The organism is Pantoea sp. NSTU24, from assembly GCF_050157905.1.
Classification (GTDB): Bacteria; Pseudomonadota; Gammaproteobacteria; order Enterobacterales; family Enterobacteriaceae; genus Pantoea.
Window position 1 is genome coordinate 3,384,897 of record NZ_JBKIWZ010000001.1, and the last position, 15,376, is coordinate 3,400,272.

Genomic DNA, 15,376 nt, shown 5'->3' on the forward strand with positions numbered 1-15,376 from the left:
ATTCGCTTCACCGGGTCGGACTTACGACAGCGTTAACAGCCAGTGGACGTAAGACTGATAATGGCTTTCCTGCTCAAGCAGTTCACTGCGCAGCGGATGCGCCTCCAGCCAGCCCGCGGGCAGGGTCAGATGCAGAGCATCATCGTCCGCCTGAAGCCGGACCGCAGGCAGCGTGTCATCGCGACGACGGGTGGAGAAGATGATTGCCAGCCGCAGCAGACGACACATCCGTTCCGCCAGACGCGGCGGCAGGGCGTTCTGCTGGGTCAGCAGCGCCAGGTCGATGCTGCCGCTCTGGTTCTGCAGCAGGCAGGCCAGCAGCTTCTTCTGCGCCGGAGTAAAGCCAGGCAGGTCAAGATGACGTACCAGGTACGCTGCATGCTGTGGCGCATGACGGAAATCAACGCTCAGGCCGATTTCATGGATCGCACAGGCGCTGAGCAGCAGCTCACGGCAGCGTTGATCCAGCTTCCATGGCGTGGAAACCTGGCGGAAAAAGCTCTCTGCCAGCTGACGCACGCGGTCGGCCTGCTCGACATCAATGCTGAAACGGCGCTGGATGTTATGTAGCGTGCGGGTCCGGATATCGCGGTCGACGGGCAGATGCAGCATGCCGTAGACCAGTCCTTCACGCAGGGCACCGCCCGCCAGCGTCATGCTGTCGATGCTCAGCTCCTGAAAGATGGCAATCAGAATCGACAGGCCACTGGGGAACACCAGTGCCCGCTCCAGCGTCAGCCCTTCGATTTCCAGCTCTTCCAGTTTGCCGCACTGAATGGCACGCTGCTTCAGTTGCTGAAGTTTATTCAGCGTGATGCGCTCATCCATGCCCTGTGCCACCATAATCTCCTGCAGCGCCTGCACCGTGCCGGAGGCACCGACGCACGCCTGCCAGCCCTGCTCACGCAGTTGCGCGGCAACCGGCTGGATCATCGCCCGCGCAGCGCGCTCCGCCTGGTCAAAGTTCTCTTTTGCCAGATGGCGGTCGCTGAAGAAACGTTCCAGCCAGGTGACGCAGCCCATCGGCAGACTGAACAGCACGGAGGCGTGGGAGCCGTCGCCGGTCGCCAGCTCGGTGCTGCCGCCGCCGATATCGACCACTAAACGCTGGTCGGAACCACCGGTAGTGTGTGCCACGCCCTGATAAATCAGGCGCGCCTCTTCCTCCCCGCTGATGACATTAATGGGACAGCCGAGGATCTGCTGAGCCGTGTCGAGGAACGTCTGCGCATTGGATGCCAGACGCAGCGTGGCGGTTGCCACCACACGAATCTGATCGAGGGGAATATCCTGCAGTTGTTCTGAGAAGAGTCTGAGGCATTGCCAGCCGCGCGACATCGCCTCGGCTGACAACAGGTTTTGTTTATCCAGTCCGGCCGCAAGGCGAACCTTACGCTTAATTTTCGCAACGGTCTGAATACTGCCAGAGACCTCGCGCACCACCAACATATGAAAGCTGTTAGACCCTAAATCAATCGCTGCATAGAGTGACGACGCGCTGAGCATGATGGCCTAACCTGAACGTTTACGGTTGTTATTGCGTGGCGCACCGCGACGACTGGCGTTGTTGCCCCCACGACGCGGGCCATTTCCGGAACGGCTGCGCTGCAGGCGTTTAGGCGGCGGTAAATCAGTTAACAGCGCTTCACTGCTGTACTTGCTGACCGGAATGCTGTGACCGATATACTCCTCAATCGACGGCAGGTTCAGCGCATACTCTTCACAGGCCAGGCTGATCGAGTGTCCGCTGGCACCGGCACGACCGGTACGGCCAATACGGTGAACGTAATCTTCGCAGTCGTCAGGCAGGTCGTAGTTAAAGACGTGCGTGACCGCCGGAATATGCAGACCACGGGCAGCAACGTCGGTGGCGACCAGAATATCGACATCCCCTTTGGTGAAGTCATCCAGAATGCGCAGGCGCTTCTTCTGTGCCACGTCGCCGGTCAACAGCCCGACACGGTGTCCATCGGCGGCCAGGTGGCCCCAGATATCTTCACAGCGGTGTTTGGTGTTAGCAAAGACAATGGCGCGGTCGGGCCACTCTTCTTCGAGTAGGGTCTGCAACAGGCGCATTTTCTCTTCGTTAGACGGATAGAAAAGCTCTTCCTGAATACGATGACCGGTTTTTTGCTCCGGTTCCACTTCCACATATTCCGCACTGTTCATGTGCTCAAACGCCAGTTCACGAACGCGGTAGGAGAGGGTAGCCGAGAACAGCATGCTCAGACGCTGTGTTGCTGGCGGCATGCGACGGAACAGCCAGCGGATATCTTTAATAAAGCCGAGATCGAACATGCGATCGGCTTCATCCAGCACCATGACCTGAATAGCACTCAGATTAACGTGATTCTGCTTCGCGTAGTCGATCAGCCGACCCGTGGTCGCGACCAGAATATCAACGCCCTGTTCCAGCACTTTCAGCTGTTTGTCATAACCGTCTCCGCCATAGGCGAGACCCAGTTTCAGGCCGGTTGAGGCGGTGAGGGGTTCGGCATCCGCATGAATCTGCACAGCAAGTTCACGCGTCGGCGCAAGAATTAATGCCCGTGGCTGGTTTACCTGCCGACCTTCGGCCGCAGGATGAGAAAGAAGATGATGAAACGTTGACGTCAGAAACGCCATCGTTTTGCCGGTACCGGTTTGCGCCTGGCCTGCAACATCACGCCCTGAAAGCGTAAAAGGCAGAGCTAACGCCTGAATCGGCGTGCAGTATTGAAAGCCTTTACTATCAAGGGCTTCCACCACTTTCGGGTGCAGGGCGAAGTCGGAAAACTTCTGTTCAGTTAAGTGTGTTTTGCTCATAGTGTGGTAGAATATCAGCTTACTATCGCTTTACGAAAGCGTATCCGATGAAATAAAGTCAACCTACATTGGTATATATTACGCCAATTCGCCAGGCATAATCTTGTGGAGTAAAACATGAGCAGCGATAAAATCGTTCATCTGACCGATGACAGTTTCGACACCGACGTGCTGAAAGCCGACGGCGTTACACTGGTAGATTTCTGGGCTGAATGGTGTGGTCCTTGCAAAATGATCGCGCCAATCCTTGATGAAGTTGCAGAAGAGTATGATGGCAAGCTGACCATCGCTAAGCTGAATATTGACGATAACCCAGGCACGGCACCAAAGTATGGCATTCGTGGTATCCCGACGCTGCTGCTGTTTAAAAATGGTGAAGTCGCTGCGACTAAAGTGGGCGCGCTGTCTAAAGGCCAGCTGAAAGAGTTCCTGAACGCTAATCTGGCGTAATTCAGGGCTGAATGTCTGGCAGTGGTGAATTTATCTCCTGCTGCTGGACGTTCGCTTTCAGGCGTGCTAAGTTACCTATACTGCATTACGCACTTACCTTGTAGTTAGCATCTAAAAGTTTTCCCTTGCTGAATCCCGTCGAACTGTACCTTTTAAAGAGAAAATGGGTCAGCAATCTTATGGTTAGCTCCAACTCTGGCATCACATTCGGACATCTTTCTGCATACCGATCGCCATTTCATACGATGATCGTCGGAAAGCGCCGAAAAGAGCCATTAACGGCATGGATTAATTGCCATACCACTCACGACAAACATTCCGAGTAATACCCCGAGTTTAAGAACCCATCACTATGAATCTTACCGAATTAAAGAATACGCCGGTTGCTGAGCTGATTACTCTCGGCGAAAATATGGGGCTGGAAAATCAGGCTCGCATGCGCAAGCAGGACATTATCTTTTCAATCCTGAAGCAGCATGCGAAAAGCGGCGAAGACATCTTTGGTGATGGCGTGCTGGAGATCCTTCAGGATGGATTTGGATTCCTCCGTTCAGGAGACAGCTCCTACCTCGCCGGCCCTGATGACATCTACGTTTCCCCCAGCCAAATCCGCCGCTTTAACCTCCGCACTGGTGACACCATCTCTGGTAAAATCCGTCCACCAAAAGAAGGTGAGCGTTATTTTGCACTGCTGAAAGTTAACGAAGTTAACTATGACAAGCCAGAGAATGCGCGTAATAAGATTCTGTTCGAAAACCTCACACCGCTGCACGCGAACAAACGTCTGCGTATGGAACGGGGTAATGGCTCAACGGAAGATTTAACTGCCCGCGTACTGGATCTGGCTTCGCCGATCGGTCGTGGTCAGCGTGGTCTGATCGTGGCACCGCCAAAAGCGGGTAAAACCATGCTGCTGCAGAACATCGCGCAGAGCCTGGCCTACAACTACCCGGATTGTGTGCTGATGGTGCTGCTGATCGACGAGCGTCCGGAAGAAGTGACCGAGATGCAGCGTCTGGTTAAAGGCGAAGTGATTGCGTCAACCTTCGATGAGCCAGCTTCACGCCACGTTCAGGTCGCTGAAATGGTGATCGAAAAGGCTAAACGCCTGGTTGAACACAAGAAGGACGTTATCATCCTGCTCGACTCCATCACTCGTCTGGCGCGTGCCTACAATACCGTCGTACCTGCTTCTGGTAAGGTCCTGACAGGGGGTGTGGATGCCAACGCCCTGCATCGTCCAAAGCGCTTCTTTGGTGCGGCACGTAACGTGGAAGAGGGCGGCAGCCTGACCATCATCGCGACGGCGCTGGTTGATACCGGTTCGAAGATGGATGAAGTGATTTACGAAGAGTTTAAAGGTACAGGTAACATGGAACTGCACCTCGCGCGTAAAATTGCTGAAAAACGTGTTTTCCCGGCCATCGACTACAACCGTTCCGGTACCCGTAAAGAAGAGCTGCTCACTTCTCAGGAAGAGCTGCAGAAAATGTGGATCCTGCGCAAGATTATTCACCCGATGGGCGAAATCGACGCAATGGAGTTCCTCATTAACAAGCTGGCGATGACCAAAACGAACGATGAGTTCTTCGATATGATGAAGCGTTCCTAATCCGAAACGGCCAGGCCGAATCCCTGATTCAGCTTTTTTAGTCCGGATGCGCAGAAAATCGACCTGACGCCACGTCTCAACGTGGCGTTTTTCATTTATGAGCTATAGGATTGAAGACTGGCAGGAGCATGAATAATGACTGTGGTAGCGATGGCGAAGATTTAATCGTTCGCCTTTCTCTTTATGCAGAATTCGGAATCCGACACGGCGACAGGCGAGTTTTTTCGCGTATTGTTGTGCGGGATGTTAGCTGAGAGCGTTTAACGTGAATTTACTCACTATGAGTACTGAGCTTGGATTAATTTTTCTCTTTTCTTTGGCTTTCCTCTTTTTTGCGCGAAAAGCAGCTAAAAAAATTGGTTTAGTAGATAAGCCTAACTCACGTAAACGCCATCATGGCGCGATTCCATTGGTTGGCGGCATTTCCGTGTTCGCAGGTATCTGCTTTACGTTCGCTATCACCAACTACTATCTGCCTCACGCGCTGCTCTATCTGGGCTGCGCGGGTGTGCTGGTGCTGGTCGGGGCACTGGATGACCGTTTTGACATCAGCGTTAAAATTCGTGCGGTCGTGCAGGCCATTGTCGCCTTTGTGATGATGTTTGGTGCCAAACTTTACCTGCTCAGCCTGGGGTTCATCGTGGGGCCGATTGAGCTGGTCGTGGGACCTTTCGGCTATGTGCTGACGCTGTTTGCTGTCTGGGCCGCCATTAACGCCTTCAATATGGTGGATGGCATCGACGGTCTGTTGGGTGGCCTCTCCTCAGTGACTTTTGCCGCGATGGGAATCATCCTCTATTTCGACGGCCAGACCAGCCTCGCGATGTGGTGCTTTGCGATGATCGCCGCCACACTGCCCTATATCCTGCTTAACCTCGGCTTCCTGGGACGTCGTTTTAAAGTCTTTATGGGCGATGCCGGCAGTACCATGATTGGTTTCACCATTATCTGGATTCTGCTGGAAACGACCCAGGGTCTGAGCCATCCCATTACCCCGGTAACCGCGCTGTGGCTGATCGCCATTCCGCTGATGGACATGGTGGCAATCATGTATCGTCGCCTGCGTAAAGGCATGAGTCCGTTTTCTGCTGACCGCCAGCACATTCATCATCTGATTATGCGAGCCGGTTTCAGTTCACGTCAGGCGTTTGTACTGATTACTGTTGCAGCGGCAATTCTGGCCGGTATCGGTGTGCTGGGTGAGTATCTGGCTTTCATCCCGGAGTGGGTAATGCTGCTGCTGTTCCTGGGTGCTTTTATGGTTTACGGCTACTGCCTGAAGCATGCGTGGCGTGTGGCGCGCCGTGTCCGGCGCATCAAGCGTCGCCTGCACCATTATCGTGAAGCCAAAAATAAATGAACCCGATGCTGATAAAGGATAACGCTGGCATGTCTTCTGACGTTGTGGACAACGAACTGGATATACGCAGCTTTGGCTGCCGTTTATGGCGCGGTAAGCACTGGATTATCGGGCTGGCGCTGCTGTTTGCGCTGGTCGCCTGGATAGCTACGCTGCTGATGAAACAGGTCTGGAGTACCACGGCGATCACCGATCGACCCACGGTCAACATGCTTGGATCCTACTATGCGCAACAGCAATTTCTGACCAACCTGGATACGCGCAATAACGCCTTAACCCTGGCAGCGCCGTCACCGACCGTGATGGATGCGGTCTATCAGGAGTTCACGATGCAACTCGCCTCCTGGGATACGCGTCGCGAATTCTGGCAGCAGACTGACTATTACAAAAGTCGCAAAACAGGCAACGCGCATAACGATGCCGCCCTGCTCGACGATATGATCGGCAATATTCTGTTCACGCCCGCCGACGCAGCGCATAACCTGCCCGATAACATCAGACTTAAAGCGGAAACGGCGGGCGACGCCAACAATCTGCTGCGTCAGTATATTGCTTACGCCAGTGAGCGCGCGGCGCGGCATCTTAACGATGAGCTGAAAGGTGCCTGGCAGGCACGCACAAACCAGTTGCAGGCGCAGGTAAAACGTCAGGAAGATGTGGCGAATGCGGTCTTCCAGCGCCAGCAGCACCGGCTTGAGCAGGCGCTGAAGCTCGCCAGTCAGCAGGGGATCAGTCAGAAACAGACACGCGAGATGAGCGAAAACCTGGCAGACAGCGATCTCTTCCTGCTGGGCCAGCCGGTTTTGCAGGGACAGCTGGAAACCCTGCGCGCCACCGGTCCGGCGTTTGATATCAGCTATGATCAGAACAGGGCAATGCTGACGACGCTGCAGGCCGGGCCACAACTGAACAGCCAGTTCCAGACCTACCGTTATCTGCGTACCCCGGAAGAGCCGGTATCCCGTGACAGCCCGCGACGCCTGTTCATGATGATTCTGTGGGGTGCAGTTGGTGCATTAACCGGCGCAGGTGTGGCGCTGGCACGGCGTCCGCGTCCGCGTCCGATGTCAGACATGCATGATTGAGAGAAACAGTGTGAAAGTTCTGACCGTATTTGGTACTCGTCCGGAGGCCATCAAAATGGCCCCGCTGGTTCAGGCGCTGACGCAGGATCCTGCGTTTGAGTCGCGACTCTGCGTCACAGCTCAGCATCGCGAAATGCTCGACCAGGTGCTGCGTCTTTTCCGGCTGCAGCCGGACTATGATCTCAATATCATGCGTCCCGAACAGGGACTGACCGAAATCACCTGCCGTATTCTTGAGGGGATGAAAAACGTCCTGCTCGACTTTAAGCCGGACATCGTGCTGGTGCATGGTGACACGACCACCACGCTGGCAGCGAGTCTGGCCGCATTTTATCAGCAGATCCCCGTCGGCCATGTGGAGGCAGGTCTGCGAACCGGCGATCTCGCCTCACCGTGGCCGGAAGAGGGAAACCGCAAACTCACCGGCCATCTTGCCCGTCTGCACTTCACGCCTACTGCCCGATCGCGCCAGAATCTGCTGCAGGAGAATCTGCCGGATGCACGTATTATCGTGACTGGTAACACGGTCATCGATGCGCTGCTATGGGTTCGCGACCGGGTGCTGGATGACACCAGCCTGAATGCAGAACTGGCGGCACGCTATCCGTTCCTCGATCCCGCTAAAAAACTGGTGCTGGTCACGGGCCATCGGCGTGAGAGTTTTGGCGGCGGTTTTGAGCGCATCTGCAGCGCGCTGGCGCAGATCGCCCGCCAGCATCCGGACGCGCAGATTGTCTATCCGGTGCATCTCAATCCCAATGTCAGTGAGCCGGTGAACCGCATCCTCAGTGGCATTGAGAATATCATCCTGATCGAACCTCAGGAGTATCTGCCGTTTGTCTGGCTGATGAATCGTGCCTGGCTGATCCTCACGGACTCCGGCGGTATCCAGGAGGAGGCACCTTCGCTGGGTAAACCGGTCCTGGTGATGCGTGATACTACCGAACGCCCCGAAGCGGTCGACGCCGGCACCGTCAGACTGGTGGGCACCGATATCGCCAGAATTGTTGCGAGTGTCGGTGAATTACTGAGCGACGACGAGGCCTGGCAGGCAATGAGCCACGCCCATAATCCCTATGGCGATGGCAAAGCCTGTGGTCGCATTTTACAAGCCTTAAAAGATAACCGAGCCGAATTATGAGTTTTGAAACCATCTCCGTGATTGGACTGGGATACATTGGGCTGCCAACGGCCGCCGTTTTTGCCTCACAGGGAAAAAAAGTGGTGGGGGTGGATATCAATGCCCGCGCCGTAGAAACCATCAATCGTGGTGCAATCCACATTGTGGAGCCCGACCTGGACCAGGTTGTCCATGCTGCCGTGACGCGAGGCGATCTGCGTGCCACTCTGCAGCCGGAAGCCGCCGACGCTTTTCTGATTGCCGTTCCAACACCGTTCAAAGATGGGCATCAGCCCGACCTGCGCTTTGTGAGAGCCGCGGCGGAGTCGATTGCGCCAGTGCTGAAAAAAGGCGATCTGGTGATTCTGGAGTCGACATCGCCGGTAGGCAGCACCGAACAGATGGCCGACTGGCTGGCTGCGGCCCGGCCCGATCTGCGCTTTCCTCAGCAGAGTGAAGCGCCTGACGTGTTTATTGCCTACTGCCCGGAGCGGGTGCTGCCGGGTCAGGTCATGGTTGAGCTGATTAACAACGATCGGGTCATTGGCGGCATGACGCCCGCCTGTTCTGCCCGTGCCAGCGAACTCTATCGACTGTTTTTAAAAGGCGAATGCGTGGAGACGAATGCCCGCACCGCCGAGATGTGCAAACTGACTGAAAACAGCTTTCGTGATGTGAACATCGCCTTTGCCAATGAGCTGTCGCTGATTTGCGCCGACCAGGGCATTAACGTCTGGGAGCTGATTGCGCTGGCGAATCGCCATCCGCGCGTCAATATCCTGCAGCCTGGGCCGGGTGTTGGTGGCCACTGTATCGCGGTCGATCCCTGGTTCATCGTGGCGCAGAATCCTGACCTGGCTCGCCTGATCCGCACTGCACGTGAGGTCAATGACGCCAAGCCGCAGTGGGTGCTGGATCAGGTGAAAACGGCGCTGGCAGACTGCCTGACTCAGACCGGCAAGCGCGCCAGCGATATCACCATCGCCTGTTTTGGCCTGGCCTTTAAACCCAATATTGATGACCTGCGCGAAAGCCCGGCCATTGGCGTGGCCCGGAACATCGCCGAGTGGCACAGTGGCACAACCTGGGTGGTTGAACCCCATATCGCGCAGCTGACGGACGCGCTCGCCGACCATGCGCAACTGGTGTCGGCTGAGCAGGCGCTGGCGCAGGCCGATATTCTGGTGATGCTGGTCGATCATCGCGCCTTCCGCGCCATCGACGCCGCGCGCGTGCAGCAGAACTGGATTGTCGACACCAAAGGTGTCTGGCGATGACGTGCTTTCTGATCACCGGCGGTGCCGGTTTTATCGGTTCGGCGCTGGTGCGTTTCTCTGTTTGCAAGGCGGCTACAGATGGCTATCTGGCGTAATCACTGGCTGAGTGACGACCAGCTGCGCACCGCGGGCGAAACACTGACAAAAACCGGCTACGGCCACTATCTGCTGGATTTATTACATGTCTCTCCACGTCAATATTCATCCCCTTAGCTGGGAGAGCGCGTTCTTCGGTGTTGAGACCGTGCGGCTGGAAGCAGAAGGTGACACCCCACTGGACCAGGCGCTGCGTCATCCCTGTGCGCTGATGCAGATAAAAGTGGCGGCCAGCGAGACTGCGCTGATTGATACGCTGCAGCAGCATCAGTTTCAGCTGGCAGAAGGTGAGGCCGATCTGACGCTGGCAGTGGCGCAGACGGAACGGCAGGCGGGAATTCGCATTGCCCGCGAATCGCAGATCGTGCCGTTGCGCGATGCGGCGTCTGCATTGTTCAGCCAGAGCCGTTTCCGTGCGCCCTGGTATGCGCCGGATGCCAGCGGCCGCTTTTACGCGCAGTGGATTGAAAATGCAGTGCGCGGTTCGTTTGACGACCAGTGCCTGGTGGCGAATGATACCGCCGGGCAGCTTCAGGGCTTTGTTTCGCTCCGCGCAGTCGATGGCGATGCGCGCGTAGGCCTGCTGGGTGTGCTGCCTCACGCGCAGGGCCAGGGACTGGGTCAGCGACTGCTACTGGCGGCGGCTGACTGGGCACGGGTACGGCAACTGAACCAGCTGCGAATTGCCACTCAGCTCAGCAATCTTACGGCAATGCGCCTCTATTTACGCAGCGGTGCCCGGCTCGACAGCACCGCCTACTGGTTTTACAGGAAAGGTCATGATTCCATTTAATGCGCCTCCGGTTGTGGGCACCGAAATCGAGTATATGCAGTCGGCAATGAACAGCGGCAAGCTCTGCGGCGACGGCGGCTTTACTCGTCGCTGCCAGCAGTGGATGGAGCAGCGTTTCGGCAGCAAAAAAGTGCTGCTGACGCCTTCCTGCACAGCGTCGCTGGAGATGGCGGCGCTGTTGATCGATCTGCAGCCTGGCGATGAAGTGATCATGCCAAGTTACACTTTCGTCTCTACCGCCAATGCGTTTGTGCTGCGCGGCGCACGGATTGTGTTTGTCGACGTACGCCCGGACACCATGAACATTGATGAAACGTTGATCGAAGCGGCCATCACGGAAAAAACCCGCGCTATCGTGCCGGTGCATTATGCGGGCGTGGCCTGTGAGATGGACACCATCATGGCGCTGGCGGCAAAACATAATCTGTTTGTGATTGAAGATGCGGCGCAGGGCGTAATGTCACGCTACAAAGGTCGCGCGCTGGGCACCATCGGCCATATCGGCTGCTTCAGCTTTCACGAAACGAAAAACTACACCGCAGGCGGCGAAGGTGGGGCGACGCTGATTAACGACGCCAGCCTGGTCGAGCGCGCCGAAATCGTGCGCGAGAAAGGCACCAACCGTAGCCAGTTTTTCCGCGGGCAGGTGGATAAATACACCTGGCGCGATATGGGATCGAGCTATCTGATGGCCGATCTGCAGGCGGCCTATCTCTGGGCGCAGCTGGAAGCTGCGGAGCGTATCAATCAGCAGCGGTTACGCATCTGGCAGCGCTATTATGACGCCCTCCAGCCGCTGGCGGCTCAGGGCCGCATCAGCCTGCCTGTCATCCCGGCCAGCTGCGAACACAATGCGCACATGTTCTATATCAAACTGCGCGATCAGGACGATCGCCAGGCGCTGATCAACTGGATGAAAGAGGCCGAGATTCTGACGGTGTTCCACTATATTCCGCTGCACAGTTCGCCTGCCGGTGAGCGATTCTCGCACTTTGCCGGTGACGATCGTTTTACCACCCGCGAAAGCGAACGCCTGCTGCGCCTGCCGCTGTTCTATAACCTGTCTGATAACAACCAGAGCACCGTCATCAGCTCACTGCTGAGCTTCTTCTCCTGATGTCACTCGCCAGAGCCTCAGTGTGGACCGCGTCGTCCACACTGGTAAAAATTGTGGCCGGTCTGCTGGTCGTCAAACTGCTGGCGGTCAGCTTCGGACCGGAGGGCGTTGGCCAGGCGGGGAACTTCCGTCAGCTGATTACTGTACTGGGCGTACTGGCGGGCGCGGGTATCTTCAACGGTGTCACCACCTATGTCGCGCAGTATCAGCAGCAGCCCGATCGGCTGCGGGCGATGGTGGGAACGGCATCGACCCTGGTGATGGGCTTTTCCGGGGTGCTGGCGCTGCTGTTTCTGCTGGCGGCGGGCCCCATCAGTACCGCGCTGTTTGGCCACGATCGTTATCAGGGGGTTATCCGGGTGGTGGCCTTTCTGCAGCTCGGCATTGCCTGGGCCAACTTTACCCTGGCGCTGCTGAAGGGATATCGCGATGCGCGCGGTAATGCGCTGGCGCTGATCTTCGGCAGTCTGATCGGTGTGGCAGGCTATCTGGTCTGCTGGTGGTCTGGCGGCTATCAGGGCGCACTGATCGGGCTGGCGCTGGTTCCGGCCTTACTGCTGCTGCCGGCGCTGATCATGCTGAAACGCCGTGTGCCGCTGCCGCTGAGCTGGCTGCGTCCCCAATGGCATCCTGAGCTGGCGGGGAATCTGGCAAAATATACGCTGATGGCGCTGATCACGACCGTCACCCTGCCTGTCGCCTGGATGCTTATGCGTAATCTGCTGGCGCAGCAGCAGGGCTGGGCACAGGTCGGATTATGGCAGGGCGTGACCAGCATTTCCGATGCTTATCTGCAGTTTATCACCGCCACCTTCAGCGTCTGGCTGCTGCCGACGCTGGCGCGGCTCGACAATAAACGCGACATCGCGCGTGAGATTGGCCGTGCGCTGCGCTTTGTCCTGCCCGCCGTCGCGGTTGCCAGCTTTGGCGTCTGGGTGCTGCGCGATTTCGCCATCAGCCTGCTGTTCTCTGAGGCGTTTCGCGGCATGCGCGATCTCTTTGTCTGGCAGCTGTGCGGCGATGTTTTTAAAGTTGGCGCCTATGTTTTCGGATATCTGGTGATCGCCAAGGCTTCGCTGCGCTTTTATGTTCTGACTGAGATCAGCCAGTTTCTGCTGCTGACCCTGTTATCGCGCTGGCTGATCCCGCTCTATGGCGCGACGGGAGCGGCTCAGGCTTATATGCTGACCTATATGCTTTACTTTGCCCTGTGTTGTGGCGCTTTTATTGTTTACTGCCGGATAAAATGACTTTAATTCACGTTTTGGGATCGGACATTCCCCACCACAACCAGACGGTGCTGCGCTTTTTCAACGACGTCCTCAGCGTTGAACAGCCCGTGGCTTCGCCACGCCATTTTATGGTGGTGACGCAAAAGCCTGAAAGCCTGGCCCCCTTCAGCGCGTTACAGATCGAATGCTTTGCCAGCAAGAAAGCGCTGGCGCAGGCGGTCGTGGCACGGGCCAGCGATCGTCAGCAGCGGTTTTTCTGTCACGGGCAGTTTAACCCGTGGATCTGGCTGGCTCTGCTCAGCGGAAAAGTGCGCCGCTCGCAGATCTTCTGGCACGTCTGGGGGGCCGATCTCTATGAGGATTCGCGCAGCCTGAAGTTCCGTCTGTTCGATCACATTCGCCGGATTGCCCAGGGCCGCGTTGCTCAGGTTTTTGCGACCCGTGGCGACCTGCATCACTATCAGCAGCGCCATCGACGCGTGCCCGGTTCACTGCTCTATTTTCCGACCCGCATGCCTGCCATTGCGGTTGAGTCTGCGCCTTCAGAACCGTTTACGCTGCTGCTGGGTAACTCCGGCGATCCGAGTAACCGGCATATCGAAGGCCTGAAGGCGATTCGCGCGCAGTTTGGCGAGCGGGTGCGTATCAATGTTCCGCTGGGCTATCCGCCGGGCAACGAGGCTTATATCAGCCAGATTCAGAGCGTCGCAGAGACGCTTTTCCCGGACGGACAGGTCAATCTGATCCGCGAAAATCTGCCATTTGAGCACTATCTGGCCCTGCTGGCGCGCTGCCATGTTGGCTATTTTATGTCTGAACGTCAGCAGGGGGTAGGCACGCTCTGCCTGCTGATTCAGGCCGGTGTCCCTTTTGTTCTGACCCGCAAAAATCCGTTCTGGCGTGATGTGGCTGAGCAGCAGTTGCCGGTCCTGTTCAGCGACGATGCGCTGTCGCCTGCGGTGATTGCTGAGGCGCGGCGTCAGCTGGCGAGCTGCGATAAGCAGGCGATCGCCTTTTTTGCGCCGGGCTATCTGGCCGGCTGGCGGGCGGCGTTACAGCTCAGCGAAGGAGCGTTGTCATGAGTCTTATGCAGTTTGGCGGCCTGTTGGTGGTCTATCTGCTGTCGCTGACTTTTATTCTGACCCTGACCTGGCGGGAGTTTAAGCGTGTCCGTTTTAACTTCCATCTCTTCTTTACCCTGCTGTTTCTGCTGACTTTTTATTTCGGTTTTCCGCTGACCTCGGTACTGGTGTTCCGTTTTAATGTCGATGTCGTGCCGGTTGAAAATCTGCTGGAGGCGCTGCTGTCGGCCACGGCGTTTTATGCTATCTATTACGTCAGCTATAAAATACGGCTGAAGCCCGCCAGCGCCACGCCGGCGAAACCCTGGCTGCAGATGAATCGTGTCGAGACGCATCTGACCTGCGTGATTCTGGCACTGGTGGCGCTGGGCACCGTTACAGTGTTTTTTATTCATAACGGCTTTCTGCTGTTCCGCCTCACCGCCTACAACCAGATCTTCTCCAGTGAAGTCTCGGGTGTGGCGCTTAAGCGATTTTTCTATTTCTTTCTTCCGGCGATGCTCATCCCCTACTTTTTACGCCCGACACGTCGCAACTGGTTGCTGTTCCTGGTGGTCACCGTAGCCTTTGGTTTACTGACCTATGCGCTGGTCGGGGGCACGCGCGCTAACATCATTATCGCGTTTGCCCTTTTCCTGTTTATCGGCATTACCCGCGGCTGGATCACGCTGTGGATGCTGGCAACGGCTGGGGTAATGGCGATTGCCGGGATGTTCTGGCTGGCACTACGCCGCTACAACCTGGACGTCATGGGCGATGAAGCGTTCTATACCTTCCTCTATCTGACGCGTGATACGTTTTCGCCGTGGGAAAACCTCGCCCTGCTGCTGGATAACTACGCCAGAATCGAGTTTCAGGGACTGGCTCCGCTGTGGCGCGATTTTTACGTATTTATTCCGACCTGGCTCTGGCCGGATCGACCGCTGGCGGTGCTCAACAGCGCTAACTACTTTACCTGGGAAGTGCTGAACAACCACTCTGGCCTGGCGATTTCACCTACGCTGATAGGCTCGCTGGTGGTGATGGGCGGCGTCTGGGCGATTCCGCTCGGTGCCGTTGCAGTCGGGATGATTATTAAAGCCTTTGATGCGATCTATCAGCGTGGCTGTCTTGAAACCAATCGCTATAGCGGTGCCATCCTGCAAAGCTTCTGTTTTGGGGCAGTTTTCAACATGATCGTGCTGGCACGCGAAGGTCTCGATGCGTTTGGCTCTCGCGTGGTGTTTTTCTGCATCATTTTTGCTGCCTGCCTGGGCATGGCTAAATTACTTTTCTGGTTACTGGATCGCGCAGGTTTAATTCGCGACCGCAGCAGGCGGGTAGTCCACAGCCCGCTCTGATTAACCT

General features: G+C 56.5%; 13 protein-coding genes and 1 pseudogene. 12 read left to right on the forward strand and 2 right to left on the reverse strand.

Features of this window, described 5'->3' with window-relative positions:
• Nucleotides 1-21: 21 nt before the first annotated feature.
• The gene (ppx, locus tag ACLHDD_RS16085) at nucleotides 22-1,506 is read right to left on the reverse strand and encodes an exopolyphosphatase (RefSeq protein ID WP_427104866.1); all 1,485 of its coding nucleotides are present in this window, start codon (nucleotides 1,504-1,506) and stop codon (nucleotides 22-24) included.
• A gap of 6 nt (nucleotides 1,507-1,512) precedes the next feature.
• Nucleotides 1,513-2,805 (reverse strand): ATP-dependent RNA helicase RhlB, encoded by a 1,293-nt coding sequence (rhlB, locus tag ACLHDD_RS16090; protein WP_313655887.1) that lies wholly within the window; start codon nucleotides 2,803-2,805, stop codon nucleotides 1,513-1,515.
• A 117-nt stretch (nucleotides 2,806-2,922) separates the two neighbouring features.
• Here rhlB and trxA point away from each other — a divergent pair, with 117 nt between their 5' ends.
• The 12 genes and pseudogenes from trxA to wzyE all read left to right on the forward strand — a co-directional run bounded on the left by trxA (nucleotide 2,923) and on the right by wzyE (nucleotide 15,369).
• Complete coding sequence (gene trxA, locus ACLHDD_RS16095; protein WP_003851963.1) at nucleotides 2,923-3,255, forward strand: thioredoxin TrxA; 333 nt, start codon at nucleotides 2,923-2,925, stop codon at nucleotides 3,253-3,255.
• 352 nt (nucleotides 3,256-3,607) lie between these two features.
• Nucleotides 3,608-4,867, forward strand: coding sequence for a transcription termination factor Rho (gene rho, locus ACLHDD_RS16100; RefSeq protein WP_003851960.1), 1,260 nt, complete (start codon nucleotides 3,608-3,610; stop codon nucleotides 4,865-4,867).
• Between the two features lie 280 nt (nucleotides 4,868-5,147).
• Nucleotides 5,148-6,227, forward strand: coding sequence for a UDP-N-acetylglucosamine--undecaprenyl-phosphate N-acetylglucosaminephosphotransferase (gene wecA, locus ACLHDD_RS16105; RefSeq protein WP_427104867.1), 1,080 nt, complete (start codon nucleotides 5,148-5,150; stop codon nucleotides 6,225-6,227).
• Between the two features lie 29 nt (nucleotides 6,228-6,256).
• On the forward strand, nucleotides 6,257-7,312 hold the full coding sequence (wzzE, locus tag ACLHDD_RS16110; protein WP_427104868.1) for an ECA polysaccharide chain length modulation protein: 1,056 nt from the start codon (nucleotides 6,257-6,259) through the stop codon (nucleotides 7,310-7,312).
• A 10-nt stretch (nucleotides 7,313-7,322) separates the two neighbouring features.
• Nucleotides 7,323-8,453: a non-hydrolyzing UDP-N-acetylglucosamine 2-epimerase gene (gene wecB, locus ACLHDD_RS16115; protein ID WP_427104869.1), complete on the forward strand. Its 1,131-nt coding sequence runs from the start codon at nucleotides 7,323-7,325 to the stop codon at nucleotides 8,451-8,453.
• The gene (wecC, locus tag ACLHDD_RS16120; RefSeq protein ID WP_427104870.1) at nucleotides 8,450-9,709 is read left to right on the forward strand and encodes a UDP-N-acetyl-D-mannosamine dehydrogenase; all 1,260 of its coding nucleotides are present in this window, start codon (nucleotides 8,450-8,452) and stop codon (nucleotides 9,707-9,709) included. Before wecB ends, wecC begins: the two co-directional genes overlap by 4 nt.
• Before the next feature lie 72 nt (nucleotides 9,710-9,781).
• Nucleotides 9,782-9,922, forward strand: a pseudogene (locus ACLHDD_RS16125) (glucose-1-phosphate thymidylyltransferase); the annotation flags it as partial.
• The gene (rffC, locus tag ACLHDD_RS16130) at nucleotides 9,891-10,598 is read left to right on the forward strand and encodes a dTDP-4-amino-4,6-dideoxy-D-galactose acyltransferase (RefSeq protein WP_427104871.1); all 708 of its coding nucleotides are present in this window, start codon (nucleotides 9,891-9,893) and stop codon (nucleotides 10,596-10,598) included. The pseudogene ACLHDD_RS16125 and the gene rffC, both read left to right, overlap by 32 nt.
• Nucleotides 10,585-11,715: a dTDP-4-amino-4,6-dideoxygalactose transaminase gene (gene rffA / locus ACLHDD_RS16135; RefSeq protein ID WP_427104872.1), complete on the forward strand. Its 1,131-nt coding sequence runs from the start codon at nucleotides 10,585-10,587 to the stop codon at nucleotides 11,713-11,715. The genes rffC and rffA overlap by 14 nt, the downstream gene beginning before the upstream one ends.
• Entirely contained in the window at nucleotides 11,715-12,965 is a 1,251-nt protein-coding gene (wzxE, locus tag ACLHDD_RS16140; protein ID WP_427104873.1) for a lipid III flippase WzxE, read from the forward strand. The genes rffA and wzxE overlap by 1 nt, the downstream gene beginning before the upstream one ends.
• The gene (locus ACLHDD_RS16145) at nucleotides 12,962-14,029 is read left to right on the forward strand and encodes a TDP-N-acetylfucosamine:lipid II N-acetylfucosaminyltransferase (protein ID WP_427104874.1); all 1,068 of its coding nucleotides are present in this window, start codon (nucleotides 12,962-12,964) and stop codon (nucleotides 14,027-14,029) included. The genes wzxE and ACLHDD_RS16145 overlap by 4 nt, the downstream gene beginning before the upstream one ends.
• Entirely contained in the window at nucleotides 14,026-15,369 is a 1,344-nt protein-coding gene (gene wzyE, locus ACLHDD_RS16150) for an ECA oligosaccharide polymerase (protein ID WP_427104875.1), read from the forward strand. The genes ACLHDD_RS16145 and wzyE overlap by 4 nt, the downstream gene beginning before the upstream one ends.
• Nucleotides 15,370-15,376 lie beyond the last annotated feature (7 nt).

Coding starts and splice junctions, on each gene's coding strand:
- wecA (WP_427104867.1), top strand. CDS start 5,148: ATGAGTACTGAGCTTGGATTAATTTTTCTCTTTTCTTTGGCTTTCCTC.
- wzxE (WP_427104873.1), top strand. CDS start 11,715: ATGTCACTCGCCAGAGCCTCAGTGTGGACCGCGTCGTCCACACTGGTA.
- ACLHDD_RS16145 (WP_427104874.1), top strand. CDS start 12,962: ATGACTTTAATTCACGTTTTGGGATCGGACATTCCCCACCACAACCAG.
- rffC (WP_427104871.1), top strand. CDS start 9,891: ATGTCTCTCCACGTCAATATTCATCCCCTTAGCTGGGAGAGCGCGTTC.
- rhlB (WP_313655887.1), bottom strand. CDS start 2,805: ATGAGCAAAACACACTTAACTGAACAGAAGTTTTCCGACTTCGCCCTG.
- wzyE (WP_427104875.1), top strand. CDS start 14,026: ATGAGTCTTATGCAGTTTGGCGGCCTGTTGGTGGTCTATCTGCTGTCG.
- ppx (WP_427104866.1), bottom strand. CDS start 1,506: ATGCTCAGCGCGTCGTCACTCTATGCAGCGATTGATTTAGGGTCTAAC.
- wzzE (WP_427104868.1), top strand. CDS start 6,257: ATGTCTTCTGACGTTGTGGACAACGAACTGGATATACGCAGCTTTGGC.
- rho (WP_003851960.1), top strand. CDS start 3,608: ATGAATCTTACCGAATTAAAGAATACGCCGGTTGCTGAGCTGATTACT.
- trxA (WP_003851963.1), top strand. CDS start 2,923: ATGAGCAGCGATAAAATCGTTCATCTGACCGATGACAGTTTCGACACC.
- rffA (WP_427104872.1), top strand. CDS start 10,585: ATGATTCCATTTAATGCGCCTCCGGTTGTGGGCACCGAAATCGAGTAT.
- wecC (WP_427104870.1), top strand. CDS start 8,450: ATGAGTTTTGAAACCATCTCCGTGATTGGACTGGGATACATTGGGCTG.